This window comes from Streptomyces sp. NPDC085866 (assembly GCF_044541035.1).
Taxonomy (GTDB): domain Bacteria; phylum Actinomycetota; class Actinomycetes; order Streptomycetales; family Streptomycetaceae; genus Streptomyces.
Window position 1 is genome coordinate 456,324 of the sequence record NZ_JBITSQ010000008.1, and the last position, 24,316, is coordinate 480,639.

Annotated in this window: 26 protein-coding genes and 1 rRNA gene; 17 read left to right on the plus strand and 10 right to left on the minus strand. The window is 70.6% G+C overall.

Annotation, left to right across the window (positions count from 1 at the left end; all coding sequences use genetic code 11):
- The first annotated feature begins 55 nt into the window (after positions 1-55).
- The 3 genes from fabG to ACIF83_RS22915 all read left to right on the plus strand — a co-directional run bounded on the left by fabG (position 56) and on the right by ACIF83_RS22915 (position 2,057).
- Positions 56-775, plus strand: coding sequence for a 3-oxoacyl-[acyl-carrier-protein] reductase (gene fabG, locus ACIF83_RS22905; protein WP_393482177.1), 720 nt, complete (start codon positions 56-58; stop codon positions 773-775).
- Between the two features lie 5 nt (positions 776-780).
- The gene (gene fabI, locus ACIF83_RS22910; RefSeq protein WP_094214649.1) at positions 781-1,548 is read left to right on the plus strand and encodes an enoyl-ACP reductase FabI; all 768 of its coding nucleotides are present in this window, start codon (positions 781-783) and stop codon (positions 1,546-1,548) included.
- A gap of 158 nt (positions 1,549-1,706) precedes the next feature.
- The gene (locus ACIF83_RS22915) at positions 1,707-2,057 is read left to right on the plus strand and encodes a hypothetical protein (RefSeq protein WP_399729396.1); all 351 of its coding nucleotides are present in this window, start codon (positions 1,707-1,709) and stop codon (positions 2,055-2,057) included.
- Here the strand turns inward: ACIF83_RS22915 and ACIF83_RS22920 are convergent.
- Positions 2,035-2,727 (minus strand): FadR/GntR family transcriptional regulator, encoded by a 693-nt coding sequence (locus ACIF83_RS22920; protein ID WP_393482182.1) that lies wholly within the window; start codon positions 2,725-2,727, stop codon positions 2,035-2,037. The two genes, ACIF83_RS22915 and ACIF83_RS22920, sit on opposite strands and share 23 nt — an antisense overlap.
- An 82-nt stretch (positions 2,728-2,809) precedes the next feature.
- On the opposite strand from ACIF83_RS22920, the gene ACIF83_RS22925 reads away from it, so the two are divergent.
- The 4 genes from ACIF83_RS22925 (at position 2,810) to ACIF83_RS22940 (ending at position 5,302) form a co-directional block, all read left to right on the plus strand.
- Entirely contained in the window at positions 2,810-4,153 is a 1,344-nt protein-coding gene (locus ACIF83_RS22925) for a CynX/NimT family MFS transporter (RefSeq protein ID WP_399729399.1), read from the plus strand.
- A 46-nt stretch (positions 4,154-4,199) separates the two neighbouring features.
- Positions 4,200-4,316, plus strand: coding sequence for an SGM_5486 family transporter-associated protein (locus ACIF83_RS22930; protein WP_145874680.1), 117 nt, complete (start codon positions 4,200-4,202; stop codon positions 4,314-4,316).
- Positions 4,317-4,498: 182 nt separating this feature from the next.
- On the plus strand, positions 4,499-4,705 hold the full coding sequence (locus tag ACIF83_RS22935; RefSeq protein WP_399729402.1) for a hypothetical protein: 207 nt from the start codon (positions 4,499-4,501) through the stop codon (positions 4,703-4,705).
- Between the two features lie 78 nt (positions 4,706-4,783).
- Positions 4,784-5,302, plus strand: a complete 519-nt coding sequence (locus ACIF83_RS22940; protein WP_393482191.1) for a SixA phosphatase family protein — start codon at positions 4,784-4,786, stop codon at positions 5,300-5,302.
- An 81-nt stretch (positions 5,303-5,383) separates the two neighbouring features.
- Here ACIF83_RS22940 and serB read toward each other — a convergent pair whose 3' ends face one another.
- Together serB and ACIF83_RS22950 are read right to left on the minus strand one after the other, a co-directional pair.
- Positions 5,384-6,592 carry a phosphoserine phosphatase SerB gene (gene serB, locus ACIF83_RS22945; RefSeq protein WP_393482194.1) on the minus strand — a complete coding sequence of 403 codons (1,209 nt, stop codon included), beginning with the start codon at positions 6,590-6,592 and terminating at the stop codon, positions 5,384-5,386.
- A gap of 220 nt (positions 6,593-6,812) precedes the next feature.
- Positions 6,813-8,573 carry a streptophobe family protein gene (locus ACIF83_RS22950; RefSeq protein ID WP_399729406.1) on the minus strand — a complete coding sequence of 587 codons (1,761 nt, stop codon included), beginning with the start codon at positions 8,571-8,573 and terminating at the stop codon, positions 6,813-6,815.
- Positions 8,574-8,814: 241 nt separating this feature from the next.
- On the opposite strand from ACIF83_RS22950, the gene ACIF83_RS22955 reads away from it, so the two are divergent.
- Complete coding sequence (locus ACIF83_RS22955) at positions 8,815-11,349, plus strand: FHA domain-containing protein (RefSeq protein ID WP_399729409.1); 2,535 nt, start codon at positions 8,815-8,817, stop codon at positions 11,347-11,349.
- Positions 11,350-11,432: 83 nt separating this feature from the next.
- Here ACIF83_RS22955 and ACIF83_RS22960 read toward each other — a convergent pair whose 3' ends face one another.
- The 3 genes from ACIF83_RS22960 to ACIF83_RS22970 form a co-directional block, all read right to left on the minus strand.
- Positions 11,433-12,176, minus strand: a complete 744-nt coding sequence (locus ACIF83_RS22960; protein WP_393482203.1) for a transglycosylase SLT domain-containing protein — start codon at positions 12,174-12,176, stop codon at positions 11,433-11,435.
- 298 nt (positions 12,177-12,474) lie between these two features.
- Positions 12,475-13,662 carry an S-adenosylmethionine:tRNA ribosyltransferase-isomerase gene (locus ACIF83_RS22965; RefSeq protein ID WP_399729412.1) on the minus strand — a complete coding sequence of 396 codons (1,188 nt, stop codon included), beginning with the start codon at positions 13,660-13,662 and terminating at the stop codon, positions 12,475-12,477.
- The gene (locus ACIF83_RS22970; protein ID WP_399729415.1) at positions 13,659-14,354 is read right to left on the minus strand and encodes an SDR family NAD(P)-dependent oxidoreductase; all 696 of its coding nucleotides are present in this window, start codon (positions 14,352-14,354) and stop codon (positions 13,659-13,661) included. Before ACIF83_RS22970 ends, ACIF83_RS22965 begins: the two co-directional genes overlap by 4 nt.
- 229 nt (positions 14,355-14,583) lie before the next feature.
- Between ACIF83_RS22970 and ACIF83_RS22975 the strand changes: the two genes are divergently transcribed.
- The 4 genes from ACIF83_RS22975 (at position 14,584) to ACIF83_RS22990 (ending at position 17,200) form a co-directional block, all read left to right on the plus strand.
- The gene (locus ACIF83_RS22975; RefSeq protein ID WP_393482212.1) at positions 14,584-15,729 is read left to right on the plus strand and encodes a GAF domain-containing sensor histidine kinase; all 1,146 of its coding nucleotides are present in this window, start codon (positions 14,584-14,586) and stop codon (positions 15,727-15,729) included.
- The gene (locus ACIF83_RS22980; protein ID WP_393482214.1) at positions 15,722-16,363 is read left to right on the plus strand and encodes a response regulator; all 642 of its coding nucleotides are present in this window, start codon (positions 15,722-15,724) and stop codon (positions 16,361-16,363) included. Before ACIF83_RS22975 ends, ACIF83_RS22980 begins: the two co-directional genes overlap by 8 nt.
- A gap of 171 nt (positions 16,364-16,534) precedes the next feature.
- On the plus strand, positions 16,535-16,780 hold the full coding sequence (locus tag ACIF83_RS22985; RefSeq protein ID WP_393482216.1) for a chaplin: 246 nt from the start codon (positions 16,535-16,537) through the stop codon (positions 16,778-16,780).
- 180 nt (positions 16,781-16,960) lie between these two features.
- Positions 16,961-17,200 carry a chaplin gene (locus ACIF83_RS22990; RefSeq protein ID WP_399729420.1) on the plus strand — a complete coding sequence of 80 codons (240 nt, stop codon included), beginning with the start codon at positions 16,961-16,963 and terminating at the stop codon, positions 17,198-17,200.
- A 57-nt stretch (positions 17,201-17,257) separates the two neighbouring features.
- Here ACIF83_RS22990 and ACIF83_RS22995 read toward each other — a convergent pair whose 3' ends face one another.
- A complete protein-coding gene (locus ACIF83_RS22995) occupies positions 17,258-18,043 on the minus strand; it encodes a hypothetical protein (protein ID WP_393482221.1) in 786 nt (261 codons plus the stop codon).
- Positions 18,044-18,193: 150 nt separating this feature from the next.
- On the opposite strand from ACIF83_RS22995, the gene ACIF83_RS23000 reads away from it, so the two are divergent.
- The 3 genes from ACIF83_RS23000 to ACIF83_RS23010 all read left to right on the plus strand — a co-directional run bounded on the left by ACIF83_RS23000 (position 18,194) and on the right by ACIF83_RS23010 (position 20,551).
- Entirely contained in the window at positions 18,194-18,985 is a 792-nt protein-coding gene (locus ACIF83_RS23000) for an ABC transporter ATP-binding protein (protein WP_393482223.1), read from the plus strand.
- 61 nt (positions 18,986-19,046) lie between these two features.
- Positions 19,047-19,478, plus strand: coding sequence for an NfeD family protein (locus ACIF83_RS23005; protein WP_393482226.1), 432 nt, complete (start codon positions 19,047-19,049; stop codon positions 19,476-19,478).
- A gap of 110 nt (positions 19,479-19,588) precedes the next feature.
- Positions 19,589-20,551, plus strand: a complete 963-nt coding sequence (locus ACIF83_RS23010) for an SPFH domain-containing protein (RefSeq protein ID WP_399729424.1) — start codon at positions 19,589-19,591, stop codon at positions 20,549-20,551.
- A 59-nt stretch (positions 20,552-20,610) separates the two neighbouring features.
- Here the strand turns inward: ACIF83_RS23010 and ACIF83_RS23015 are convergent, their stop codons facing one another.
- The 3 genes from ACIF83_RS23015 to ACIF83_RS23025 form a co-directional block, all read right to left on the minus strand.
- The gene (locus ACIF83_RS23015) at positions 20,611-21,117 is read right to left on the minus strand and encodes an HNH endonuclease (RefSeq protein ID WP_393482228.1); all 507 of its coding nucleotides are present in this window, start codon (positions 21,115-21,117) and stop codon (positions 20,611-20,613) included.
- A gap of 167 nt (positions 21,118-21,284) precedes the next feature.
- Positions 21,285-21,824, minus strand: a complete 540-nt coding sequence (locus tag ACIF83_RS23020; RefSeq protein ID WP_399729427.1) for a YbhB/YbcL family Raf kinase inhibitor-like protein — start codon at positions 21,822-21,824, stop codon at positions 21,285-21,287.
- A gap of 40 nt (positions 21,825-21,864) precedes the next feature.
- A complete protein-coding gene (locus ACIF83_RS23025) occupies positions 21,865-22,647 on the minus strand; it encodes a sporulation protein (protein WP_145874648.1) in 783 nt (260 codons plus the stop codon).
- A gap of 138 nt (positions 22,648-22,785) precedes the next feature.
- On the opposite strand from ACIF83_RS23025, the gene ACIF83_RS23030 reads away from it, so the two are divergent.
- Both ACIF83_RS23030 and ACIF83_RS23035 read left to right on the plus strand, forming a co-directional pair.
- Positions 22,786-23,436 (plus strand): DNA-3-methyladenine glycosylase, encoded by a 651-nt coding sequence (locus ACIF83_RS23030; protein ID WP_393482234.1) that lies wholly within the window; start codon positions 22,786-22,788, stop codon positions 23,434-23,436.
- 530 nt (positions 23,437-23,966) lie between these two features.
- Positions 23,967-24,316 (plus strand): 16S ribosomal RNA (locus ACIF83_RS23035); the annotation flags it as partial.

Here is a 24,316-nt window from a genome sequence, read left to right on the forward strand (position 1 = left end):
AGCTGTTCGGGCGGGCTGTCCGACCGCATCAGACCGCAAACGAAAGGGTGATCCGTTGAGCCGCTCGGTTCTCGTCACCGGAGGCAACCGGGGCATCGGCCTCGCCATCGCCCGCGCTTTCGCCGACGCCGGCGACAAGGTTGCGATCACGTACCGCTCGGGTGAGCCGCCGGCCGCCCTGACGGAATTGGGCTGCCTCGCCGTCAAGTGCGACATCACCGACGCCGAGCAGGTGGAGCAGGCCTACAAGGAGATCGAGGAGCAGCACGGTCCGGTCGAGGTCCTCGTCGCCAACGCCGGCGTCACCAAGGACCAGCTCCTGATGCGCATGTCCGAGGAGGACTTCACCTCGGTCATCGACACCAACCTCACGGGCACCTTCCGCGTCGTCAAGCGAGCCAACCGAGGCATGCTGCGCGCCAAGAAGGGCCGCGTCATACTGATCTCCTCCGTGGTCGGCCTGCTCGGCCAGGCGGGACAGGCGAACTACGCCGCCTCCAAGGCCGCCATGGTCGGCTTCGCGCGTTCCCTCGCCCGTGAGCTGGGCTCGCGCAACATCACCTTCAACGTCGTCGCGCCCGGCTTCGTCGACACCGACATGACCAAGGCGCTCACCGAGCAGCAGCGCGAGAGCATCGTGTCGCAGGTGCCGCTCGGCCGTTACGCGCAGCCGCAGGAGATCGCCGCGACGGTGCGGTTCCTCGCCTCGGACGACGCTTCGTACATCACTGGAGCCGTCATCCCCGTTGACGGCGGACTGGGAATGGGTCACTGATCACCATGAGCGGAATCCTCGAGGGCAAGCGCATCCTGATCACGGGTGTGCTGATGGAATCCTCCATCGCCTTCCACGTCGCCAAGCTCGCCCAGGAGCAGGGCGCCGAGATCATCCTGACCGCCTTCCCGCGGCCCACGCTGACCGAGCGCATCGCCAAGAAGCTGCCGAAGCCGACCAAGGTCATCGAGCTGGACGTCACCAACGACGAGCACCTCGCCCGCCTGGCCGACGTGGTCGGCGAGGAGCTCGGCGGCCTCGACGGCATCGTCCACTCCATCGGCTTCGCCCCGCAGGACGCGCTCGGCGGCAACTTCCTCAACACGCCGTTCGAGTCGGTCGCCACCGCCATGCACGTCTCGGCGTTCTCCCTGAAGTCGCTGACCATGGCCTGCCTGCCGCTGATGCAGAACGGCGGCTCGGTCGTCGGCCTCACCTTCGACGCCTCCTTCGCCTGGCCGCAGTACGACTGGATGGGCCCGGCCAAGGCCGCCCTGGAGGCCACCAGCCGCTACATCGCCCGCGACCTGGGCAAGCAGAACATCCGCTGCAACCTCATCTCCGCCGGCCCGCTCGGCTCGATGGCCGCCAAGTCCATCCCGGGCTTCAGCGATCTGGCCTCCGTGTGGGACACCCGTTCCCCGCTGGAGTGGGACCTCAAGGACCCGGAGCCGGCCGGCAAGGGTGTCGTCGCGCTGCTGAGCGACTGGTTCCCGAAGACCACCGGCGAGATCATCCACGTGGACGGCGGTCTGCACGCCATCGGCGCGTGACCCTCGCCTGACGTCGACGCCCCGTTCTCCGCGGTCCGCGGGGGCGGGGCGTCACTCGTTCGGCGTACCCGGCCGGGCGGGGCCCGGGGCCGACGGCGCACTCTGGATTACGGGTTCACCCCGCGCATCCTCCGCAGCCCGGCCGAGGAGGTCCCCTTGTGCGCCTGTCCCGCAGCCTGGCCCCGCTGACCGTGGCCGTAGCCCTCGTGCTCTCCCTGCCGTACGACGCGCTGCCCCACACGCGCGTGGGCCACGGCGATCCGCCCGCGCCGAGCCTGTTCGGCGCCGCGTGCCGTACGACCGTCACCGGCTCGCACGTGGTGGCGTACTGCCACAACCCCTACGTCGACACCGACCGGGTGCGGCTGCACATCGAATGCGCCCGCTGGTGGGACATCGACACCGACAGCGCCCCGGTGGACACCGCGGCCGCCATGACCCTACGGCTGACCGGCCGGTGCTGGAAGGAAGTCCGCTCGGTGTGGATCAGCCACCAGAAGGCGCGCTGAACCTGCCCGGACGGCACAGGAACGGATAGCTCGCCGCCTCCGCGGCGGCGGCCTCCGCGTCGCCCGTGCGGATCGCGTCCACCAGCCGTGTGTGGTCCATGTACGTCTCGGGCGTCAGCTCGGCGCCGACGTCCGCGCGCAGCCAGTCCCGCAGCACCTCTCCCAGGTCGGCGTACATCGCCGTCATGACGTCGTTGTGGGAGGCGGCCACCACGGCCAGGTGGAAGGTGGTGTCGGCGCTCACGAACGCCTCGGCCTCGCCGCTCTCCCAGGCCTCCTCGCGCCGGGCCAGGAGCGCGTCCAGCTGTTTGAGGTCCTTCTCGGTGCGCCGCTCGGCCGCCAGCTTGGCCGCCGCCGACTCCAGCGTGGAGCGCAGCTCGGCGATGTGCCGGGGGTCGGCGTCCGCGAACCGGCGGTGCATCACGCCGGCCAGCTCGCTGGTCGCCGCGACGTACGTGCCCGAGCCCTGGCGGATGTCCAGCAGGCCGTTGTGCGCGAGCGCGCGGACGGCCTCGCGGACGGTGTTGCGGGCGACGCCGAGCTGCTCGACCAGCTCGGGCTCGGTCGGGATGCGCGAGCCGACCGGCCACTCGCCGGAGGCGATCTGATTGCGCAGTTCGGCGATGACCTGCTCGGACAGCGCCGAACGACGCGGGTGGCTCAGGGGCATGGCACACCTTCGCACGCGAGGCCCGGACGACTGCGTCCCGGGGATGGACAACCAATCATCCCATGATTCTATGATGGTCGGCATGGCTAGTGAGGAAACCCGGACCGCGGAGTACCCGACCGCGCAGACCCCGACCGCGGCAACCCGTACGGAGCCGTCGTCGGCCGAACGCGGTACGACCACCGCGGCGGGCACCCGTCGCACGCCCCCCACGCGCGCGTGGGCGACACGGCTGGTCGTCGTCGGCATCGTGCTGTCCGCGCTGAACCTCCGGCCGGCCATCACGAGCCTCGGCGCGCTCCTGGAGGAGGTCCGCGACGGCCTCGGCATGAGCGGCAGCGTGGCCGGGCTGCTCACCTCCGTGCCCCCGCTCTGCTTCGCCGTCTTCGGCATCACCGCGCCGCGGCTGGCCCGCCGCTTCGGACCGGCCGCGGTGGTGTGCGCGGGCATGGCCGCCATCACCGCGGGCCTGCTGATACGGCCCTACGCCGGCGGCACGGCCGGCTTCCTGGCCGCCAGCGCGCTCACCCTCATGGGCATCGCCGTCAGCAACGTGCTGATGCCGGTCATCGTCAAGCGCTGGTTCCCCGACCGGGTCGGCTCCATGACCGGCCTGTACTCCATGGCCCTCGCCCTCGGCACCTCCGTCGCCGCCGCCGTGACCGTGCCCCTGGCCGACGCCCTGGGCGGCGGCTGGCAGTCCGGACTCGCCGTGTGGGCGGCGCTCGCGGCCGCCGCCGTGCTGCCCTGGCTGCCGCTGGTTCGGGGGCGGGGCACCGAGCACGCCCCCGGCCGCGCCCACGAGCCGGTGCGTGCGGCGCAGGACCAGCAGGCCCCGCTGCGCATCACCCGCAGCCGTACCGCCTGGGCGCTCGCCGTCTTCTTCGGGCTCCAGGCCACCGCCGCCTACATCACGATGGGCTGGATGGCCCAGATCTTCCGCGACTCAGGCGTCCCCGCGGGCACGGCGGGCCTGCTCCTCGCCGTCACCATGGTGATGGGCGTGCCCCTGGCCTTCGTCATCCCGCGGGTCGCCACCCGGCTGCCCCACCAGGGGCCGATCGTGCTGCTCCTGGGCGTCTGCGGCCTCGCCGGATACGCCGGCCTGTACTTCGCCCCGGCCGCCGGCGCCTGGGCCTGGGCCGTGCTGCTAGGCGTCTCCAACTGTGCCTTCCCGCTGGCGCTGACGATGGTCGGCATGCGGGCCAGGACCGGCCCGGGCGTCGTCCAGCTGTCCGCGTTCGCCCAGAGCACCGGATACCTGATCTCCATCCCCGGCCCGCTGCTGGTCGGTGTGCTCTACCAGCAGAGCGGCGGCTGGGGGGTGCCGATCGCCCTCATGGCGGGTCTGATGCTGCCCCAGATGGCGGTGGGCTTCCTGGCGGGCCGCGACCGCATCGTGGAGGACGAGGCGGCGGCGCGCTGACGACCCCGGCGCACGGGGCGCGCACGCAGGGTGCGAGACTGGCGGCATGCCAGTGCTCGACCCGAACCCGCAGAACGGCCAGAAGAAGATGCTGATCATCTTCGGCGCGTTCTTCGCCATCTTCGCGATCATCGCCGTCATCGCGACGATCGCCTCACCCTGATCCGGCCCCCGCACGACCCGCGGCGCGCCCCGATGGTGGGGCTGGCCCCACCATCCCCTAGGGGGTCGGTGTCAGGGTCAAGTGGGTGGGTCACCGGATGGGTTGAGGGCCCCGGACTCCGTAGCTTCGAGATGTGACCGCAGCAGGCGGCCAGGAGCACTCGAGGACCCACGGAGGCGACCATGTCGGCCCGCACGCACACCCGGCCCCACCCGGCGACCACGGGCGGCGTCGACATCCGGCTGCCCTGGTGGGCGCTCGCCCTGCCCGCGCTCGCCTTCGTCGCGCTGCTGACGCTGATACTGAACCCGTCGGACGCCCACGCGGCGACCGGTGATCCGGCGATCACGCAGCTCTTCGAGCGTGTGCAGCAGCTCCTCGCGCGCTGACGCGGAGCCTCGGTACGCGGTGAATCCGCATGTCAACTCCCTGCGCCACATGGCCTGTTTCATGCGAAGCTGGGTGCCATGAGCGTCGCAGAACCCCGCAGGATCGTCCTCTTCCGGCATGCGAAAGCCGACTGGCCCCAGGTGTCCGACCACGACCGCCCGCTCGCCGAGCGGGGCCGCAAGGACGCCGCAGTCGCCGGGCGCAGGCTGGCCGACACCGGTATCGCCTTCGACCTGGCCCTGTGCTCCACCGCGGTCCGGACCCGTGAGACCTGGAAGCTCGCCGTCCACGAGCTCGCGCACCGGCCGAAAACCACCTATGAGGAGCGGGTCTACGAGGCCTCGCCCGGCGAGCTGATCGCCGTGCTCAACGAGATCCCGGACGACGTGCAGAACGTGATCCTGATCGGTCACAACCCGGGCGTGCACGGCCTGGCCGACATCCTCGCGGGCGACTGCGAGGGTGACGCCCGCGAGCGGATGAACCGCCGTGGCTTCCCCGCCGCGGGCTTCGCGCTGCTCTCCTACGACGGCGCCTGGAAGAGCCTGGAGCCGGCCGTGGCCACGCTGACGGACTACTGGGCACCCTCCGAGTGACGACGCCCACGGCAGGAGGGCCCGGCACCGTGGCGGTGCCGGGCCCTCCTCGCATCCGGTGGGGGATCCGTCCGGGGCGGCTCAGCCCTCGTCGTGGGTGTCGGCGGCCTCGACCTCTTCGCGGGTGATGCCCAGCAGATAGAGGACCGTGTCGAGGAAGGGGAAGTTCACCGCCGTGTGCGCGGCCTCGCGGACCACCGGCTTGGCGTTGAAGGCGACCCCGAGACCGGCCGCGTTCAGCATGTCCAGGTCGTTGGCACCGTCACCGATCGCCACCGTCTGCGACAGCGGCACCCCGGCCTCCGCGGCGAACCGGCGCAGCAGCCGCGCCTTGCCCGCACGGTCCACGATCTCGCCGGTGACCCGCCCGGTCAGCTTCCCGTCGACGATCTCCAGCGTGTTGGCCTGGGCGAAGTCCAGCCCCAGCCGCTCCTTCAGGTCGTCCGTGACCTGGGTGAACCCACCGGAGACGACCCCCACTTGGTAGCCGAGGCGCTTCAGGGTGCGGATGAGCGTGCGCGCCCCCGGCGTCAGCCGTACCTCGTTGCGCACCTTCTCCACCACCGAGGCGTCCAGCCCCTTCAGCAGGGCGACGCGCGCGTGCAGCGACTGCTCGAAGTCCAGCTCCCCGCGCATCGCGGCGGCCGTCACCTCGGCGACCTGGTCCTCGCAGCCGGCGTGCGCGGCGAACAGCTCGATGACCTCGTCCTGGATGAGGGTGGAGTCCACATCCATGACCACCAGCCGCTGGGCGCGCCGGTGCAGGCCCGCCGAGACGACGGCGATGTCGACACCCAGTGCCGCCGCGTCGGACGCCAGGGCCGTGCGCAGCGGCTCGGTCTCCACACCGGAGACGGCGAACTCCACTGCGGTCACCGGGTACTTGGCGAGGCGGAAGATACGGTCGATGTTGCCGCCGGCCTTGGCGATCCGGGCTGCGATGGCGGCTGTCGACTCGGCGGTGAGGGGGTGACCGAGGACCGTCACCAGGGAGCGCCCGTGACCACGGGGACGGTTGTCGCCGTGCCCCGAGATGATCTCCGCCTGCATCTTCATCGACTCGGCCCAGCTGTGCACGGTGGCCCTCAGGTCGCCTTCCAGGCCCGCCGGTGGCTGGGTGACCAGCACGCACAGCACCAGGCGGCCTCGGGTGACGACCTGCTCGATGTCGACCACGTCGACGAGGTAGGCGGCAAGGGTGTCGAAGAGGCCGGCCGTGATGCCCGGCCTGTCCTTGCCGAAGATCTTGACGAGGAGAGTGGGGACCTCGGAGGTCTGCGAAGCGCTCATGGTGTCACCACCGTATCCGGCACCCAGTGCCTTCCGCCCGTGAGGTCCGCCTGACGGACACGGAACAATGGGTGTCGGGCCGGTATAGAGGATCTTGCCGCTGGACGACGGCGCGCCCCTTGCGCCACCGGTGTACGGCTCGGGCTCTACCACGACTGTGACACGCCCGCGCTCGCGACGGGCAGTACCAGCGCGTCCGCTCCACGCGGCCGCCGCGGGTTCACCTCCTGGGTCTGCCGGGCGGAGACGGCGGCAGCGGCGGAGGGGGCGGCGGCCCCTCGTCCGGAGGATCCGGCGCGCGATCGCGCGGGCGCGCGCCCGGACGGCCCCGGAGCGGGGGAGGAAGCGGGCCGAGGGGCCGGGCCACGGTGGGGGCGCCGTACACGTCGTCCCCGCTCGACGGCGGCCGCGCGTCCTCGGGCTCCGCCCGGAACCGCTCCGGCACCTGGAGATAGGGGTTCGTGTCCGGGTTCGGGGGGCGGTACGGCCTGCCCGGCGCGTACGGTCCGGTCCCGGTGCCACGACCGTACGCAGCGGGCCCGGACGCACCGCCGTACCCCGGATCCGCACCCCGCACCCCACCCGGCACCGCACCCCGCCGCGGCCCCACCGCCCGAGCCCCCGCGGCCCCCGCCATCCGGGCGAGCAGCGCGCCCGCCGCCCCGGCCCCCGCACCCCACAGGGCGCCCAGGAGCAGCGCCATGCCCAGGTGGCCGTGCAGCTCGATGCCTGCGCCGAAGGCGTCGAAGCCCAGCACGGACAGCGAGGCGTCCACCGAGACATCGGCCAGCCAGGCGAGGAAGGGCAGAGCGAGCGCGGTCGCGATCCCGAGCCGCAGGGCGCAGCGGCCGGCGAACCCCGCCGCACCGACCGGACCGGTCAGCGGCGTCCGTACCGCCGTCAGCACCCCGGCCAGCAGCATCATCAGCGCCGTCGCGACCACGAGCAGCCATACCCGCCCGTCCAGCTCGGCCAGCCGGCCCACCGTGACGGGCTGGTCCGAGTGCGCGCTCAGGAGCTGGTCGAGAGGGTGGGGCAGCACGGTGGCCAGTACACCGGTGGCCTTGCCGTCCCAGGGGACGAACAGGCCGAGCGGGACGCCCAGCCACACCCCGTTCGGGGCGCCCAGCAGGGCCGCGCCCGCGATCCGGCGCGGATGGTCGTCGCCGATCGCCGCGTACGCCGCCGCCGCGAGCCCGGCGGCCACGGCCGTCAGCAGCACGGTGACGAGCGCCGACACGGCCGGCCGCACGACCCGGTGCACGGCGTCCCAGCCGGGCGGCAGGGGAGTGCGCCGGGAGGCGAGCAGGGCGATCAGCAGGATTCCGGCGGACCAGCAGAGGCCGCCGAGGAGGGTGGGCGCGGCGTCCACGCTGAAACCGACGGCGGCCTTCGCGTGGATCAGATCGCCGATCCGGTCCGGCAGCAGCCCGCCGACGTCCCCCAGACCGGGGATGCGCAGGCCGCCCCCCTTGCCGCCCCCGCCGGGCAGTTTGTCCAGGCCGAGCGAGCCGCCGTCGATCGTGATGACGTCGTGCCCGGCCCACGCCAGCCCGCCCAGCGTGGCCACGAAGAGGGCGACCACCGCGCCTGCGCGCGCGAGGAGTTCGGACGGCGCGATCACAACTCCGGCCGTGCGCAGGGACCGTAGGAAGAACCACGACAGCAGCAGGGCGCCGACCAGGCTCACCCCCAGTGGCGTGATCTCGACGGCCGTGTGGGCCTCGGCGCCCTTCAGTCCGAAAGCGGACACATCGCCCGACGGCGAGACCGAACCACCCGCCCCGAGCGCCACAACAGCCGCCGTCATGGGGCCCAGTGAGCCCGCCGCGTCCGCCTGCAGCAGATGCAGACCGAGTGCGGCCGTGCCCGCCATCCCCATCAACGCCCAGCTGACGGCGGCGATCGCGGACAGCAGGATGTCGGTCCACGGCAGCGAGGTGCCGTGCCGTGCGGTCTCGACGCCCGTGGCAGCGCTCATGGCAGACCCCCCGATCCGCGGCGCGGCACCGGAGCCGCGCTTGTCCCCCTCGCGGGGGATTACCACTCTCCGGCCCGGTTTCAACCCCGTCAACGGGGCGAGTTGAAGTGCGTGCGGGCGCCCACCACAAGGCCCGACTTTCGGTCACAGGGCCCCGCCTGGAATAGTTCCCCACGATGTTCGACATCCCTAGACTCCCTGTGATGGGGGTAACTCGGGGGACAACTCAGTGGGGCATGGAGTGCCGGAACTCGTACTGGAAACAAACGGACAGACCTGGACGCTCGATCCGTCCAGGTCTTACACCCTCGGACGCGATCCGCAGGGTGACATCGTCTTCGACGACGCCAGGGTCTCCTGGCGTCACGCCACGGTCAGCTTCAACGGCCGCAGTTGGGTCATCGAGGACCACGGCAGCACCAACGGCACCTTCCTGCAGGGCCAGCGGATCAGCCAGACAGAGATCGGCCCGGGCTCGGCGGTGCACCTGGGCAACGCGACCGACGGACCGCGCCTGAACCTGTCCGGCGCCGCCGTGGCAGCTCAGCCTCAGCAGCAGGCCACGCCGTACGCCGCCCAGGGGGCGGGGGCCGGCTGGGCGCAGCAGACTCCGCAGCAGCAGGCCCCGCAGGCCGGTTGGCAGCAGCCGCAGCAGGCCGCGCAGATCCCGCAGCAACAGGGCGCGCCGGCCGAGCAGTACGCGCAGAAGGTGCCCGGTGGTGGCGCGGGGGCGCCGCCGGTCTACGGCGACCGCAGCCCCACGACCTTCCACCAGTTCGCCATAGGCAACGTGATGCGCATCGGCCGTGCCCTGGAGAACGAGCTGGTCGTCTCCGACCTGCAGGTCTCCCGGCACCACGCCGAGTTCCACTCGATGCCCGGCGGCCGCTTCGAGATCCGTGACCTGGGCTCGCACAACGGCACCTACGTCAACGGCCAGCCGATCGCCAAGGGCGGCTCGGTGCAGCTCGGCCCGAACGACATCGTCGGCGTCGGCCACTCCACCTTCCGCATCGTCGGCGACCGCCTCGAGGAGTTCGTCGACACCGGTGAGGTCTCCTTCTCCGCGCGCCACCTGACCGTCACGGTCGACGGCGGCAAGCAGATCCTGAAGGACGTCTCCTTCGGCGTTCCGGAGAAGTCGCTGATCGCGGTCATCGGCCCGTCCGGTTCCGGCAAGTCGACCCTGCTGAAGGCGCTCACCGGCTACCGGCCCGCCAACCAGGGCGAGGTGCTGTACGACAACCGCAACCTCTACAAGCAGTTCGCCGAGCTGCGCCAGCGCATCGGTCTGGTCCCGCAGGACGACATCCTGCACAAGGAGCTGACCGTCAAGAAGGCCCTCAAGTACGCGGCCAAGCTGCGCTTCCCCGCCGACACCACGGCCCAGGAGCGCGACGCCCGCATCGACGAGGTGCTGCGCGAGCTGAAGCTCGACATCCACAAGGACAAGAAGGTCACGTCGCTCTCCGGTGGCCAGCGCAAGCGTGTCTCGGTGGCCCTGGAGCTGCTCACCAAGCCGTCGCTGATCTTCCTGGACGAGCCGACCTCGGGCCTCGACCCGGGCATGGACCGCGACGTCATGCAGCTGCTGCGGGGCCTCGCCGACGACGGCCGTACGGTCCTCGTGGTCACCCACTCCGTGGCCGAGCTGGCGATCTGCGACAAGCTCCTGGTGATGGCGCCGGGTGGCTCCGTCGCCTACTTCGGTCCGCCGGAGGAGGCGCTGAACTTCTTCGGCTACGACACCTGGGCCGACGTCTTCTCCGCCTTCGAGAACTACCGCGACTACGACTGGGCGGGCCGCTGGAAGGGCTCGCAGCACTACCAGATGTACGCCGCGGACATCGACGCCGTCGCCCCGCAGTCCGTACACATGCCTCCGCCGCAGGCGATGAAGCCGCCCAAGCCGCAAGGCTGGGGGTCGCAGTTGATGACCCTGATCCGGCGGTACGTGGCGGTCATCGCCTCCGACAAGGGATTCCTGGCGCTGACGGTGATCCTGCCGGCGGTGCTCGGCGCGGTCAGCCTGCTGATCGACCACAACCGGGGCCTGCTGGTCAACGAGGCGGTCAACCCGCGCACCGGCGCGCACGTCCCGAACGGCACGGCCACCACGGTGCTGCTGATCCTCGCGGTCGGCGCGTGCTTCGCCGGTGCGGCCAACTCGGTGCGTGAGCTGATCAAGGAACGGGTCATCTACGAGCGGGAGCGCGCGACCGGCCTGTCCCGGTCGGCCTACCTGATGTCGAAGGTGGTCGTCCTGGGCGCGGTCACCGTGCTCCAGGGTCTGATGGTCGGCCTGATCGGCTTCTCCAGCCGTGAGATCCCGGACAAGGGGCTCGTCCTCGGCAGCTCGACGCTGTTCGAGCTGTGCCTGCCGATCATGGCGCTCGGCTTCACCTCGATGATGTTCGGCCTGGTGATCTCCTCGCTGGTGAAGACCGCCGAGAAGACCATGCCGCTGCTGGTGATGTTCGCGATCATCCAGGTCGTCTTCACCGGCTGCCTCTTCACCCTGCACGGCACCCTCGGCGTCAACGAGTTCTCGTACCTGATGCCGTCGCGCTGGGCGGTGGCCGCCGCGGGCGCCACGCTGGACTTCAACAACATCGCGCCGAACACCGACGACCCGAGCAGCACGGACCCGCTGTGGAACCACGAGGCCTCGGCCTGGGGCCTGGACATGTTCGCGCTGATCGTCCTCGGTGTGGTCTGCGGCTTCTTCGTCGCCCGCTTCCTGCGCCGGCACGAGCCGGAGGTCATGCGGAAGTAACCGCGCCCGTACGACGCGAAGGGCGGCACCCCCTCATGGGGTGCCGCCCTTCGGCGTTGCGTCGTCAGAGGTCCGCGCCTGCCTCAGTACGCGCTGTTGACGTTGTCGATCGAGCCGTACTTGTCGGCCGCGTAGTTGGCGGCGGCGGTGATGTTGGCGACCGGGTTGTAGATGTCCCACGAGGTGCCGGCGACGTGGTACGCGTTGAAGGTCGGCGGGATGACCTGCAGCAGGCCCTTCGACGGGATGCCGTTGATCGCGTTGATGTCCCAGTTGTTGATCGCCATGGGGTTGCCGGACGACTCCCGCATGATGTTCTTGTGCAGGCCGTTGTAGCTGCCCGGGATGCCCTTGGCCTTCATGATGTCCAGGGCCTGGCGGATCCAGCCGTCGAGGTTGTTCGCGTAGGTCTTCGCGGCGACCAGCTGCATCTGGGGGCGCTGCGCGGAACGGCTCGCGGCCGCCTTGGCGGCGCGCTCCTGGGCGGCCTTCTTGACGGCCTCGGCGGCGGCCTTCTGCTTCGCCGCGGTCTCGGCCTTCGCCTTGGCGGCGGCGTCGACCGCGGCCTTCTGCTTGGCGGCGAAGGCGTCGAGCTTGACGGTCTCCGTGGCGAGCTGGCTGGTGAGCGTGCCCTTGACGTCCTTGACCGGCTGGGCGGCCACCTGCGGCGCCTCGGCCGGGGCACCGGCGGTGATGGTCTCGGCGCTGCTGGGGACGGCCGAGAGGGCGAGAGCGGCGGCGCCGAGGACGCCGACACCGGCGATCGCGATCTTGTGCTGCTTGGTCAGCGAGCGACTATGACCACGGGTGAGGATGTTCTTGGGCATGCTGATGGACCTCTTCGGATAGCGCGGAGGTCGCTCTGTGTCCGTCGGAAGAATCCGGTCCTCCTGCACGAACGCCGCGGGGGGAACCCCGCAGCGCTGAGCGACGGGAGCAATTCTTAGCGGCCGCAAAATCCCGTGGCAAAGGTGTGACGTACTATCCCCGATAGTGGATCGGGGAAGGGCAAAACGGGACAGACTGGAACGTCTGCCCCGTTCGTGCCGGGAGGCTATATCTCCTATGTCCGTTCGTAAGTGATGTGTGCCCTATGTGCGGGCTCACATCGGAGGCGTAGCGGTCTCACCTGGAGTTGCCGTCGCAACGCTCTGCGTGAGGGTTCTCCTCCGGGAGGACGAGGTGGACGTCCCCGAACTCGTGCCACAGATAGAGCCCGCGCAGCGCCTCCTCGTACGCGCGGTCGACCGCGGCCCGCCCCGCGACCGCCTGCAGCATCAGCAGATGCGAGGCCTCCGGCTCGTGCAGCCCGGTCAGCAGCCCGTCGACCACGCGTACCCCCCGCTCGGGCGTGACCACCAGATCGGTCCACCCCTCGGCCGCCCGCACCACCCCGTCCGGCCCGGCCGCCGACTCCACGGCCCGCACGGCCGTCGTCCCGATCGCGATCACCCGCCCGCCCAGCCGTCTGCCACCACCACCCTGCCCAGGCAGCGTTTCGCGCCCTGCCCGACTCGCCCGCACGGCGTTGATCAGCTGCGCCGACGCCGCCGGCACGGCGAACCGCTCCGGGTACGGCGGCTCGTGCGCCTCCGCCGACGCCACCCCCGTGTGCAGGGTGATCGGAGCGAACTGCACCCCACGGCTCACCAGCTCCGCCACCAGCCGCGCGGTGAAGGGCCGCGCCGCACTCGGCATCTCCGCGCTGCCCGCCCCGTCCGGCGTGGGCAGCGCGAACACCGTCTGGTACACGGAGAGCGGCTGGTCCCGCTCCGTATAGGAGTAGCGGATGGGCCGCCCGTGCTCCCGCAGCACCCGGAGGACCTCCGCCCCGGACACCCGCGCCCACCACAGCCGCTCACCCCGCCCGCTCAGCGGCTCCTCGAGCACCAGCCGGGCCCCGCCCGGCAGGAACACCTCTCTCCCCGCAGGCCCGCCCGCCCGTCTCCCGCCACCGCCCTTCCAAGGAGCGCTACGCGCCCTGCTTTCTTCACGCGCGCGTGTAGTACCCCTCCCGTCCGGATCCCGCAGCTCCACCGCCCACCGCCCGTCGTCCCCGCGCGTCGAGAAGTGCACCACCACACGCGCGTGCCCGATCCGCCCGTCCACCGCGGCGGCCAGCGTGGGCGAGGTGTTCACCACCAGCAGGTCCCCCGCCCGCAGCAGCCGCGGCAGCTCGGCGAACACGTGGTGTGTCACCTCGGTGCCGCGCGACACCAGCAGCCGTACGTCGTCCCGGTCAAGGCCGGGCCCGCGCTGCTCGGCCGGCACCCGTGCGGACAGCTCCTCCGGCACCTTCACCGCGACGGTCATCGCCCCTCCGCCAGGGTCGGCGCCGCATACCGCCCGCTCGCCGGCCGCTCGTCCAGCAGCCGCAGGAACGCCGGTACGACACTGCGGGGCGCCGGACGCGGATCGTCGTCGTCCGGTACGGCCGCGGCATACAGGTCCGTGGCCATGTCCCCGGGATCCACCGCCCACACCCGGAGCCCCGGCTCCTCCGCGGCGAGCACCGCGGCGAGCTGGTCCAGGGCCGCCTTCGAGGCGCCGTAGCCGCCCCACGTCTCGTACGCCTCCGCCGCCGCGTCCGAGCTGACCGCGACGACCGCGCCCGCCGGCGACTCCCGCAGCAGCGGCAACGCCTCCTGGATCAGGCCCAGCGCCGCCACCACGTTCACCTCCAGCGCCCGCCGCAGCCCCGCGAGGGGCAGCTCCGCCAGCCGCACCAGCGGCTCGGCACCCAGCGCGCTCGCGTTGCTCACCACCAGGTCGACACCGCCCAGCTTCCGCGCGGCGGCCACCAGCTCGGCCCGGTGCCCGGCGTCCGTGACGTCGCCGGGCAGCGCCTCCACCCGCGTACCGTGCCCGGCGACCGCCTCCGCGGCTTCCCCCAGTGCCCCCGCGCCGCGGGCGTCGAGCACCAGGTCCCAGCCCCGCGCGGCCAGCGCCTCGGCGAGCGCCCGCCCCAGGCCCTTGGAGGCCCCCGTGATGATCGCTACCGGCATGACAACCGTCCCCTCGTCGCTTGCCGCCCTCGTCGGAGCGGTGACCACAACGTAGGAACGGCACCCCTTGCGCCGCCTCGGACGCGGGCCGCAATACAGCGGGGTCCTTCGACGTACGCCGCACGTCGCGGGGCCGGAGACCTACCTCGCCGGTCCTAGGCCCATCGGACCGGACCGGGAGGTCACCGGTCCGATCCGCGCCGTCACACCCCGCCGGTACCGTGAGGACATGAGTCAAGGCCCCCGGTCCGGCCTCGCCGCGGTGAGTTCCGCGCTGCTGGCCATGAGCAGGCATCTCGAGGTGCGCGACGTCCTGAAGACGATCGTCGCCTCGGCCCGCGAGCTGCTCGACGCGCAGTACGCCGCCCTCGGCGTCCCCGACGACCACGGCGGCTTCGCCCAGTTCGTCGTCGACGGCGTCAGCGACGCCCAGTGGAAGGCCATCGGCCCGCTGCCCCGCCAACACGGCATCCTCGCCGCGATGCTGCAGGAGGCCAGGCCCGAGCGCCTCGCGGACGTGCGCAAGGACCCGCGCTTCGAGGGCTGGCCGTCCGCCCACCCGGAGATGTCCGACTTCCTGGGCCTGCCGATCAGGGACGGCGACGAGGTCATAGGCGCCCTGTTTCTGGCCAACAAGAACTGTCCCAAACCGGAAGGCAGCTGCGGCTTCACCGAGGAGGACGAGGAACTGCTCTCCATCCTCGCCCAGCACGCCGCCATCGCCCTCACCAACGCACGCCTGTACGAGCGCAGCCGTGAGCTGACCATCGCCGAGGAGCGCTCCCGCCTCGCCCACGAACTGCACGACGCGGTCAGCCAGAAGCTCTTCTCCCTGCGCCTGACCGCCCAGGCCGCGGCCGCGCTGATCGACCGCGACCCCGCCCGCGCCAAGGGCGAGCTGCACCAGGTCGCCGCGCTCGCCGCCGAGGCGGCGGACGAACTGCGCGCCGCCGTGGTGGAGCTGCGTCCCGCCGCCCTGGACGAGGACGGCCTGATCGCCACCCTGCGCACCCAGATACAGGTCCTCGACCGCGCCCACACCGCGCGCGTCACCTTCGCCGGCAACGGCTTCCGCGCCCTGCCGGCCGCCCAGGAGGAGGCCCTGCTCAGGGTCGCCCAGGAAGCCCTGCACAACGCCCTGCGGCACTCCGGCGCCGAGCACGTCGGCGTGACCGTGGACCGGCGCGGCGGCGGAGCCGTGCTGCGCGTCAGCGACGACGGCAGTGGCTTCGACCCGCGGTCGGTCCGCAGCGCCGGACGGCACCTGGGCCTGGTCTCGATGCGGGACCGGGCGAGCGGCGTCGGCGGCACGCTGACCGTGGAATCGGCGCCCGGCAAGGGCACCACGATCGAGATGGAGGTCCCCGGTGGCTGACGCAATCAAGGTGCTGCTCGTCGACGACCACCAGGTCGTCCGCCGGGGCCTGCGCACCTTCCTTGAGGTGCAGGACGACATCGAGGTCGTCGGCGAGGCCGCCGACGGTGCCGAGGGAGTCGCCCGTGCCGAGGAGCTGCGGCCCGACGTCGTCCTCATGGACGTCAAGATGCCGGGCATGGACGGCATCGACGCCCTGCGCAGACTCCGCGAACTGGACAACCCCGCGCGCGTGCTGATCGTCACCAGCTTCACCGAGCAGCGCACGGTCGTCCCGGCCCTGCGCGCGGGCGCCGCCGGGTACGTCTACAAGGACGTGGACCCCGACGCGCTCGCCGGTGCCATCCGCTCCGTGCACGCCGGGCACGTCCTGCTGCAGCCCGAGGTCGCCGGCGCCCTGCTCTCCCAGGAGGAGGCCAACTCGGGTCAGGGACGAGGGGGCTCGCTCACCGAACGGGAGCGCGAGGTGCTCGGCCTGATCGCCGACGGACGCTCCAACCGGGAGATCGCCCGTGCCCTCGTACTGTCCGAGAAGACCGTCAAGACGCACGTCTCCAACATCCTCATGAAACTGGACCTCGCCGACCGCACCCAGGCGGCCCTGTGGGCCGTACGCCATGGCGTGACCGGCTGAAACGCCCTCCCCAACGCCTCACGGACGGCAACTCGGAAGGTTCCGTTCCGGGCTGAGATTCATACCGTCGTGGGAATGTCACCCGGATGGCGCATCCTCCGGTGATCTCCGCCGTTCTCCAGTGCGTGCCGCGGTGAACCGCCGCGGCGAACGCCAAGGAGGGCTCAGACAGTGAAGAACCTGAAGAAGGCAGCGGCCGTGACGATGGTGGCCGGTGGTCTGGTGGCCGCCGGTGCGGGGATGGCCTCCGCCACGGACGGGGCCTGGGCCGGCGGTGCGGCCCACGGCTCTCCGGGTGTCGGCTCGGGCAACGTCGTCCAGGCCCCGGTGCACGTCCCGGTGAACGTGTCCGGCAACAGCGTGAACGTCATCGGTGTGCTGAACCCGGCCTTCGGCAACCTCGGCCTCAACCAGTGAGGCACGGCCACTGACGACCTCAGGCCTCCCGGGCCCACCGGGAGGCCTGTCCGGTTTTCATCCGAGTGGCCTGAACGGGGGCTCGACGTGCGGACCCCGCACCCCGGCGAGGACTCCGGCGTTGATCAGCGCACGACCCACGGCCGGGTCGGACCCGCACACGCAGGAGGAACCCGTTCCATGAACTTCGCCAAGAAGGCCGCCCTCGCCCTGACCGTCGCCGGCATCGCCGCAGGCGCCTCCGCCGGAGCCGCCATCGCCGACTCGACCGCCGGCGGCGCGGCCTCGACGTCCCCGGGTGTCGGCTCGGGCAACGTCGTCCAGGCTCCGGTGCACGTCCCGGTGAACGTGTCCGGCGACAGCGTGAACGTCATCGGCGCCCTGAACCCCGCCTTCGGCAACACGGCGGCCAACAACTGAGACGGCAGGCAGCCAAGAGGGCTCCTCGATCGACCGACTCGGGGAGCCCCTGCCGGTTCAGCGACCGCGCTCCCGCTCCTCCACGACGGAGTTGTACGCCGCCACCTGCGCCCGCCGGGCCGTCCGCTCGACCGGCCGCAGCGCCGCGGACCGCGCCGCCATCTCGGCGGAGCTGACCGCACCCCCGTGCCCGTTGTCGTGGGCCAGGGACACCAGCATCCCCACCCGCTGCGCCAGCTCCAGCACCCGCACCGCACGAGGCGGGTACCCGGGCGCCAGCACCTCCCGCCCCCGCCCGGCCCGCGCCCGGTACGCGTCGATCGCCGCTTCCGCCACCGGACCCGACCCGGCGACATCCAGCTTCGACAGCATCTCGGTCGCGTCCCGCAGGGCTTCCGCCAGCTCCCGCTCCGCCTCGCCCAGCGACGGCACATCGGCGGGCGGCGCCTCCCGCACCGGCAGCACATGCCAGACGACCTCGATGTGCAGATCACCCTCGGGCCCGGCCGCGTACACCTCCGGAACCAACCCGAACGCGGCACCGAAGCAGACCACCGCCTCCTCGGCCTCCAGCGCCCGCGCATTGAACTCGGGCGGACCGCTCAGCCCCAGCGGATGACCGGGCGCGGGCAGCGCGACCCGCAGGCCGGTCACCCCCAGCGACCGCAGTCGCCCGAGCGCGAGCGTGAGCCCGACCGGCGCCGGGTCACCCGGCAGCCCCTCCACCCGGTGCACCGCGTCCTCGCCCACGATGGCGAGAGCGGCGTCATCCGGAGAGACAACTCCGGCCAAAAGGGCGTTTCCCCAAGCGGCAAGGCGTCCTGAACGCGGTTCCGAGAGCATGCCCCCACCCTAAGGACCGGACCGATGGAATGGAGCGGCGCACTCGTGGCGTAGATTTCATGGGGGCTGCGCCCACCGGCGCGGCGGACCGAGCCCACAGGCGAACGCGACAGCCGAGACCGGCACACTGCAAGGGGAGACAACGCGCTCATGAGCGATGTTCTGGAGCTTCAGGACGTATCCGTGGTCCGCGAGGGCCGGGCTCTGGTGGACCAGGTCTCCTGGTCGGTCAAGGAGGGAGAGCGCTGGGTCATCCTCGGCCCCAACGGCGCCGGCAAGACCACCCTCCTGAACGTCGCCTCCAGCTACCTCTACCCCAGCAAGGGCACCGCCACCATTCTCGGCGACACCCTCGGCAAGGTCGACGTCTTCGACCTGCGCCCGCGCATCGGTGTGGCCGGCATCGCCATGGCCGACAAGCTCCCCAAGCGCCAGACCGTCCTGGAGACCGTGCTGACGGCCGCGTACGGCATGACGGCCCACTGGCAGGAGGAGTACGACGAGGTCGACGAGCAGCGTGCCCGCGCCTTCCTCGACCGCCTCGGCATGAGCGACTACCTCGAGCGCCGCTTCGGCACCCTCTCCGAGGGCGAGCGCAAGCGCACCCTGATCGCCCGCGCCCTGATGACCGACCCCGAGCTGCTCCTGCTCGACGAGCCCGCCGCCGGCCTCGACCTCGGCGGCCGCGAGGACCTGGTCCGCCGCCTCGGCCGACTGGCCCGCGACCCCATCGCCCCCTCGATGATCATGGTCACCCACCACGTCGAGGAGATCGCCCCCGGCTTCACCCACGTCCTCATGATCCGTCAGGGCAAGGTCCTCGCCGCGGGCCCGATCGAACTGGAACTGACGTCCCGCAACCTCTCCGTCTGCTTCGGCCTGCCGCTCGTCGTCGAGCAGGTCGGCGACCGCTGGACCGCGCAGGGCCTGCCTCTGTCCTGACGCCGCCTCACTCCCCGTTCGCGCCCTGTCCGCCGCCCGACCGCGGACCTACCATGACCATGTGAACGACATCTCCGCATGGGTGTGGTGGCTCGTCGGCGCGGCGGCGCTCGGAATCCCGCTCGTGGTCACCGCGATGCCGGAGTTCGGCATGCTCGCGGTGGGAGCCGTCGCGGCCGCGGTCGTCGCCGGCCTGGGCTTCGACGCCGTGGTCCAGGTGCTCGCCTTCGTCGTCGTCTCGGTCGCCCTCATCGCCGTGGTCCGCCCCATCGCGGCCCGGCACGGCAGACAGCGGCCCCAATTCGCCACCGGCGTCGACGCCTTGAAGGGCAAGCAGGCCGTCGTCCTGGAACGCGTCGACGGCTCCGGCGGCCGGATCAAGCTCGCCGGAGAGATCTGGTCGGCCCGCGCCCTGGACACCGGCCGCGCCTACGAAGTCGGCCAGGAAGTGGACGTCGTGGACATCGAGGGGGCCACCGCGATCGTCATCTGAGCCATCTGACCCACGAGTTGGGCGGCGGTCTGCCAGACTCGACGAGCAAGATCTTCAACAACCACAAGATCTGCCACGGTGCCGAGGCGGAGAGGGGTACGGGGAACACGATGGGCTCGGTCATCATCGTCCTGGTCATTCTGGTGGTGTTGGTCTTCATCGCCCTGATCAAGACCATCCAGGTCATCCCACAGGCCAGCGCCGCCATCGTCGAGCGCTTCGGCCGCTACACGCGGACACTCAACGCGGGCCTCAACATCGTGGTGCCGTTCATCGACACCATCCGCAACCGCATCGACCTGCGCGAACAGGTCGTACCGTTCCCGCCCCAGCCGGTGATCACCCAGGACAACCTGGTCGTGAACATCGACACGGTCATCTACTACCAGGTCACGGACGCGCGCGCGGCCACCTACGAGGTCGCCAGCTACATCCAGGCCATCGAACAGCTCACGGTCACCACGCTCCGCAACATCATCGGCGGCATGGACCTCGAGCGCACCCTGACCTCCCGCGAGGAGATCAACGCGGCCCTGCGCGGCGTCCTCGACGAGGCCACCGGCAAGTGGGGCATCCGCGTCAACCGCGTCGAGCTGAAGGCCATCGAGCCGCCCACCTCCATCCAGGACTCGATGGAGAAGCAGATGCGCGCCGACCGTGACAAGCGCGCGGCGATCCTCACCGCGGAAGGTACGCGCCAGGCGGCCATCCTCACCGCCGAGGGTGAGAAGCAGTCCCAGATCCTGCGCGCCGAGGGTGAGGCCAAGGCCGCTGCCCTGCGCGCCGAGGGCGAGGCCCAGGCCGTCCGTACGGTCTTCGAGGCGATCCACGCCGGCGACCCGGACCAGAAGCTGCTCAGCTACCAGTACCTGCAGATGCTCCCGAAGATCGCCGAGGGCGACGCCAACAAACTCTGGATCGTCCCCAGCGAGATCGGCGACGCCCTCAAGGGCCTCTCCGGCGCCATGGGCAACTTCGGCCCCCTGGGCGGCGGCCAGGGCGGCGGCGCCTCCGTCCCGCCCCAGAACAACGGGCCCAGCACGGAACGCCGCGAAAAGCCTTCGATCGACTGACGGTTCTTCACGACGCCGGGTTCACCCCGCGCCCCTGAAGGGGGGCGGGGCTGTACGGGTCAGGCAGCGTCCAGAGCCAACCAGTCAGGCAGAGTCGCAAGATCCTCCTGCCCCAGAGCCAAGAGCATCGCATCCGCGGGTGTCGGCTCGAACGGCTCCCGGAGCAAGGCCATCCCGGCTTCCTCCGGAGTCCGATTGGCCTTACGGTGATTGTCCTCCGCACACGCGGCGACGGTATTCAGCCACGTGTCCTGCCCACCCTGGGACCGCGGCAGCACGTGGTCCACGGTCGTCGCCCTGCGCCCGCAGTACGCGCACCGGTGCCGGTCCCGGACCAGCACCCCCCGCCTCGACCACGGAGCCTGTCTTCGGAACGGCACCCGTACGTACCTGCACAGCCTGATAACCCGGGGCGCGGGTATGTCGACATCGGCACCGCGCATACGCAGTTCGGGATGGGCCTGCTCGACGACGGCCTTGTCCTGCAGGACCAGCACGACCGCCCGGTTCAGAGTCACCGTCGACAGCGGCTCGAAGCTTGCGTTCAGGACCAACGTGTCACGCATCCAGCCCACCTCCCGTGTGCACCTGCCCACCCCCCGGCGGGCTTGGATCAACTCTGGACGGGCGCGCCGAGATGGACAACGCAATAAAAAATGCCCGCCTCCGATCACTTCCAAGACCGGAGGCGGGCAAACGTTCAATGAACGCTTGGCCGAATCAGTGCGTTGCGTCAGCCCTTGGCGGGGTTCTCGTACTCGCCGATGAGCTGGGCACGCGCGAGCGCGTGGAACCGCAGATTGAAGCCGACGACGGCCGGAGAGACGTCTGCGCCCGGGCCGAGCTTCTCCTGGTCCACCGCGTACACCGTGAAGACGTACCGGTGCGGGCCGTCCCCGGGCGGCGGAGCGGCACCGCCGAAGTCCTTCGACCCGTAGTCGTTGCGCACGTGCGCCGCGCCCTCGGGCAGGCCCTCGAACTTGCCGCCGCCCGCACCGGCCGGCAGCTCCGTCACCGAGCCGGGGATGTCGAACAGGACCCAGTGCCAGAACCCGCTGCCGGTCGGCGCGTCGGGGTCGTAGCAGGTCACGGCGAAGCTCTTGGTCTCCGCGGGGAAGCCCTCCCACCGCAGTTGCGGCGAGGTGTTCCCCTCGGCGTAGACCTGAGCGCTCCCCAGCGTCGCGCCCTCCTCGATGTCCTCACTCGTCACCGTGAACGACGGCACGGGCGGATGGAAGTCGTGGGGGAGCGGCCGCCGCTTGAGCTCGGTCACCTCGGTACCTCCTGATCGATCTCGTTCAGTAGGTCAGAGCCTAGAACCAGTTGCGCTTGCTGCCGACCTCGGACAGCCACTGGTTGAGGTAAGCCGCCCAGTCGGTCCCGTGGAAGTCGTTCAGACCCACCTGGAAGGAGCGGAAGGTGTCCGAGCCCTCGCTGAACAGACCCGGCTTCTTGTCCATCTCCAGGACGACGTCCATGGCGTGCTCGTCGGCCACGAAGCTCAGCTCGACCTGGTTCAGACCCCGGTACTGCGACGGCGGGTAGAACTCGATCTCCTGGTAGAACGGCAGCCGCTGCCGCGTACCCCGGATGTGGCCGCGCTCCATGTCCGCGTTCTTGAAGCGGAAGCCCAGCTGGATGAAGGCGTCCAGGATCGCCTTCTGCGCCGGCAGCGGGTGCACGTTGATCGGGTCCAGGTCGGACGAGTCGACGGCACGGGCGATCGCCAGCTCGGTGGTCACCCCGATGTGCATCCCGCGCAGCGCCTGCCCGTCGATCATCGTGACCGGCGTCTCCCAGGGGATCTCCAGGCCGAACGGCACCGCGTGCACGGCCCCCGCCTGCAGCTCGAAGGCACCACCGAGCCGCACCTTGGTGAACTCGATGTCCTGCTTGTACTCCTGGTCGCCGCTCTCGACCTCGACCCGCGCCTGCAGGCCCACGGACAGACCCTCGATGTCCTGGTTCACGGACCCGCCCTGGATCCGCACCTCGCCCTGGACCACGCCGCCCGGTACGGCATTGGTCTCGGTCAGCACCGTCTCGACCGAGGCCCCGCCGGCCCCGAGGCTCGCGAGCAGCTTCTTGAACGCCATGACTCTCCCTTTACGAATGGACCCTCGACCCGTACAAACGCGATCCGGTCACGACCGGTTCCGAGGCCACACCCTGGCAAGGGGAGCGAACCTTGACCACCCCTTGGCCCGGAACCCTCTGGACTACGCTCGGACGGCATGATCGCGTCCCCGGACCGTACGCCACTGCGCCGAGAGTTCTTCGACCGCCCCGTCCTGGACGTCGCCCCCGACCTCCTCGGGCGCATCCTGGTCCGCACGACCCCCGACGGTCCGATCGCCGTGCGCCTCACGGAGGTGGAGGCGTACGACGGCCCGAACGACCCCGGCTCACACGCCTACCGTGGCCGCACCGCCCGCAACGAAGTGATGTTCGGTCCGCCCGGACACGTGTACGTCTACTTCACCTATGGCATGTGGCACTGCATGAACCTGGTCTGCGGACCCGAGGGCAGGGCGAGCGCCGTACTGCTCCGAGCCGGTGAAGTCGTCGAGGGCACCGAACTGGCTCGCAAACGTCGACTTTCGGCCCGGAGTGACAAGGAACTGGCCAAGGGGCCGGCACGCCTGGCCACTGCCCTGGAGGTCGACCGAGCCCTGGACGGCACGGACGCGTGCGCTTCAGGGGAGACACCACTGAGGATGCTGACCGGTACTCCTGTACCTCCTGACCAGGTGCGCAGCGGTCCACGCACCGGAGTCGCCGGCGAGGGCGGCAACGGAGACGTCCATCCCTGGCGCTTCTGGGTGGCCAACGACCCGACGGTGAGTCCTTATCGGGCCCATGCACCAAGGCGCCGCTCAAGTTGACGCGCCCTTGCGAGGTGCGTAATGTAGCCCGAGCCGCTGAACCGGGTACGGCGATCGCCTGCAGCCGGAGCGGCCAACCCACTACCCAGCTACACCCCCTCACCGGGGTCGATTCTGGCGCGCCCGCGTGCCTGAATTCGAACCCGAGGGACTCGATTATGAGTCGCCGAGGGAATCGGCTAGCGTAGTGAATGTCGAAAGGCCGACGAGCGAAAGCCCGAAAGGCCCAAGGCAATCCCGCCGACCGGGAATCGGACGCCGAAAGGATCTGATAGAGTCGGAAACACCGAAGGGAAGCCCGGAGGAAAGCCCGAGAGGGTGAGTACAAAGGAAGCGACCGTTCCTTGAGAACTCAACAGCGTGCCAAAAATCAACGCCAGATATGTTGATACCCCGTCTCCAGCATCAGCTGGGACGAGGTTCCTTTGAAATAACACAGCGAGGACGCTGTGTGCGAGGGGACTATTCCTCCTCTCGCACCGCTCTCGTGTGTGTCGACCGGCTGAATTAATTTTCTGGCCGAGTAAACATTCACGGAGAGTTTGATCCTGGCTCAGGACGAACGCTGGCGGCGTGCTTAACACATGCAAGTCGAACGATGAAGCCCTTCGGGGTGGATTAGTGGCGAACGGGTGAGTAACACGTGGGCAATCTGCCCTTCACTCTGGGACAAGCCCTGGAAACGGGGTCTAATACCGGATACGAGCTTCCAAGGCATCTTGGAGGTTGGAAAGCTCCGGCGGTGAAGGATGAGCCCGCGGCCTATCAGCTTGTTGGTGAGGTAGTGGCTCACCAAGGCGACGACGGGTAGCCGGCCTGAGAGGGCGACCGGCCACACTGGGACTGAGACACGGCCCAGACTCCTACGGGAGGCAGCAGT

Excerpts from the sequence above, each read along its gene's own strand:
- fabI (WP_094214649.1), top strand. The coding sequence starts at position 781 with ATGAGCGGAATCCTCGAGGGCAAGCGCATCCTGATCACGGGTGTGCTG.
- ACIF83_RS22920 (WP_393482182.1), bottom strand. The coding sequence starts at position 2,727 with ATGCCCCTGAGCCACCCGCGTCGTTCGGCGCTGTCCGAGCAGGTCATC.
- ACIF83_RS22925 (WP_399729399.1), top strand. The coding sequence starts at position 2,810 with ATGGCTAGTGAGGAAACCCGGACCGCGGAGTACCCGACCGCGCAGACC.
- ACIF83_RS22930 (WP_145874680.1), top strand. The coding sequence starts at position 4,200 with ATGCCAGTGCTCGACCCGAACCCGCAGAACGGCCAGAAGAAGATGCTG.
- ACIF83_RS22935 (WP_399729402.1), top strand. The coding sequence starts at position 4,499 with ATGTCGGCCCGCACGCACACCCGGCCCCACCCGGCGACCACGGGCGGC.
- ACIF83_RS22940 (WP_393482191.1), top strand. The coding sequence starts at position 4,784 with ATGAGCGTCGCAGAACCCCGCAGGATCGTCCTCTTCCGGCATGCGAAA.
- serB (WP_393482194.1), bottom strand. The coding sequence starts at position 6,592 with ATGAGCGCTTCGCAGACCTCCGAGGTCCCCACTCTCCTCGTCAAGATC.
- ACIF83_RS22950 (WP_399729406.1), bottom strand. The coding sequence starts at position 8,573 with ATGAGCGCTGCCACGGGCGTCGAGACCGCACGGCACGGCACCTCGCTG.
- ACIF83_RS22960 (WP_393482203.1), bottom strand. The coding sequence starts at position 12,176 with ATGCCCAAGAACATCCTCACCCGTGGTCATAGTCGCTCGCTGACCAAG.
- ACIF83_RS22965 (WP_399729412.1), bottom strand. The coding sequence starts at position 13,662 with ATGACCGTCGCGGTGAAGGTGCCGGAGGAGCTGTCCGCACGGGTGCCG.
- ACIF83_RS22970 (WP_399729415.1), bottom strand. The coding sequence starts at position 14,354 with ATGCCGGTAGCGATCATCACGGGGGCCTCCAAGGGCCTGGGGCGGGCG.
- ACIF83_RS22975 (WP_393482212.1), top strand. The coding sequence starts at position 14,584 with ATGAGTCAAGGCCCCCGGTCCGGCCTCGCCGCGGTGAGTTCCGCGCTG.
- ACIF83_RS22990 (WP_399729420.1), top strand. The coding sequence starts at position 16,961 with ATGAACTTCGCCAAGAAGGCCGCCCTCGCCCTGACCGTCGCCGGCATC.
- ACIF83_RS22995 (WP_393482221.1), bottom strand. The coding sequence starts at position 18,043 with ATGCTCTCGGAACCGCGTTCAGGACGCCTTGCCGCTTGGGGAAACGCC.
- ACIF83_RS23000 (WP_393482223.1), top strand. The coding sequence starts at position 18,194 with ATGAGCGATGTTCTGGAGCTTCAGGACGTATCCGTGGTCCGCGAGGGC.
- ACIF83_RS23010 (WP_399729424.1), top strand. The coding sequence starts at position 19,589 with ATGGGCTCGGTCATCATCGTCCTGGTCATTCTGGTGGTGTTGGTCTTC.
- ACIF83_RS23015 (WP_393482228.1), bottom strand. The coding sequence starts at position 21,117 with ATGCGTGACACGTTGGTCCTGAACGCAAGCTTCGAGCCGCTGTCGACG.
- ACIF83_RS23025 (WP_145874648.1), bottom strand. The coding sequence starts at position 22,647 with ATGGCGTTCAAGAAGCTGCTCGCGAGCCTCGGGGCCGGCGGGGCCTCG.
- ACIF83_RS23030 (WP_393482234.1), top strand. The coding sequence starts at position 22,786 with ATGATCGCGTCCCCGGACCGTACGCCACTGCGCCGAGAGTTCTTCGAC.